General features: G+C 47.3%; 1 protein-coding gene and 1 pseudogene. One reads left to right on the plus strand and one right to left on the minus strand.

Going from position 1 to position 2090, the window contains the following annotated elements:
• Positions 1 to 1801: AAA family ATPase (locus C8R14_RS13190; protein WP_219997565.1), on the plus strand; the 1801-nt coding region annotated here is incomplete at its 5' end.
• Positions 1802 to 2004: 203 nt separating this feature from the next.
• On the opposite strand, the pseudogene C8R14_RS13195 reads toward C8R14_RS13190, so the two are convergent.
• Positions 2005 to 2090: pseudogene (locus tag C8R14_RS13195) on the minus strand (IS5/IS1182 family transposase); the annotation flags it as partial.

Raw genomic sequence — 2090 nt, forward strand, 5'->3', positions numbered from 1 at the left:
TGCGCGCGCTCTTACTTCGGGGGAATATTTATTTGATTTGTTCATGGCTCCATCTTCTCAGATAGTGGAGCCTCCTCAAAACCCGGGGCGGTTCACTGACAATGCGCCGTTTGAGTCTATAAACCAGCTGCATGAAGGCGAGTGGCTCAACCCTAACGGTGATAGCAAGCTTGTACAAGATGCCAGGGAGCTGTATGAACTCTGGTCAGAGGAAAGAGATGACAATGCCCAAAAAGCCACCCCCAAGCCAAGGGTAGAAGGTCTTGATGTTGGGATAATTGGCAAGATTAATGGGCACTATGATATTCGTGAACTACTGGAAGCACATGATTATGTAGACATGGGCAAATGGCTCTCGCCCAATAGTGAATCAGGCAGCCCAGGCGTACATATTTGGCTGGGTGATGATGGTAAAGAACGGGTTTACTCGCATCATGGGGAAACAGACCCGTTATCACGTGAGAACCACGAAGGCCACTCCCTTGATACAGCAGATGTGCTGTGTTGTCTTGAGTACGGGGGCGACTACTCCCGGATGATCAGGGAAGAGGCTGGGGAGCTTGATCAGCATGGCCAGAAAGAACGGCAAATTGAATATGTGCAGCAGAAGGAGCTAGCCAGTCTGGGTGTTGTGTCTGATGAAGCAGGTAATGTGGTCAGTCACCCACTGGCTAAAGTCATCCCATTGAACGGGGTTCTACAGACTCCCCGCTGGCTGCTGCCGGGGTTTATGGTTGAAGGGCTAACACTGATAGCAGGTAGGCATGGGGTGGGTAAGACAACGGCCTTGTTACCACTAGCTGCTGGGGTGGCTGGGTTTCATAAACCAGACTGGGAGCTAAAGCCTAAACATTGGCGGCATGTAATGTACGTCACTGAAGATATGCAACAGGCACAGCGAGTTCTTCAAGGACTTATAGGCCACCTAGGTATAACTGCTAGTGAGATGAATGAACGGTTGCACTTAGTAGATGCTCTTCGTATGAAAGCTGAGGTTCTGGTGCTAGTTGGTGATATTTATACCAAAAAGTACACACGCTGGGCCGATGGTGTAAATCTACCCCCTCTAGTTGTGCTGGACACGCAATCAGCCACTATTGAGTTGGAGAACGAGAATGATAATTCTGAAGCAGGCAAGGCTATTGCTGCGTTTAAACAACAATTTAATGGTTTGCCGGTTTGGTTAATCGCGCATGTTGCCAAGACTAAATCTGAGGTTAAGAATCTAACCTCACGGGGTGCATCAGCCTGGGAAGCCGATGCTAATGCAACCGCCTTTATTATTCAGGAAGATGGTAAAGAAACTGTAAATGACGCCCGCTGGATAATGCTCGGTAAACGACGCTTTGAACCTGAATGGTCTGAAGTTTTATTGGAGGATCATACATGCTCGGCTGAATCTGTGGATGAATGGGGTGAAAAGCAGCAAACTATGATTCGCTGGGCAATAGCTAATCCTGGGGGTGGGACACGTAAAGAGAACCACAGCGCGGAACTCGACAGGGCGATACTGGCAGCAGTTCAAGAAGCGTGGGAAGTTGGTGAACCAGTAAACAAAACAGCATGTAAACAGAAGGTTGGTGGAACTTCAGAAATGGTGGGGCGAGCTATAGACAAACTTATAATTGATAAATGGTTGGCTGAAATCCAAATACCGAAAGACAAACGACCCCACCATACAAAAAAGTCATATCTTATTGCACTGACCGAAACAGAGCGCAATACTTTCAATATAACCAGCAAACTACCTGAAGCTAAAACAGCTATTCCAGAGGGTATAAAAGGGGGAAAACTAGCCTGATTTATTAGCCTGATTTATTAGCCTGATCTTGTGTTTTGTGTATGGCGTTCGGTGGCGTTCGGTGGCGTTCGGGTGGCGTTCGAACGGCAGGTGTAGGATAAAGTAGGGTTGGGAAAAACTTCAGTTTTCCCACCCTTTCATACGTTCGGAAATTTATTCTCTATAGGCGAACGTAAGAACGTATAGAAAATGTAAGAACCTGTTCAAAGTCTTTTGAGTAGAAGGGCCAGGAAGGCCAGGTGAATAAACTGCAAGCTGGTGTTGAGTAAGCGCTCACAGTTCTTCCACA

Source organism: Nitrosomonas eutropha (assembly GCF_003201195.1).
GTDB lineage: Bacteria > Pseudomonadota > Gammaproteobacteria > Burkholderiales > Nitrosomonadaceae > Nitrosomonas > Nitrosomonas eutropha.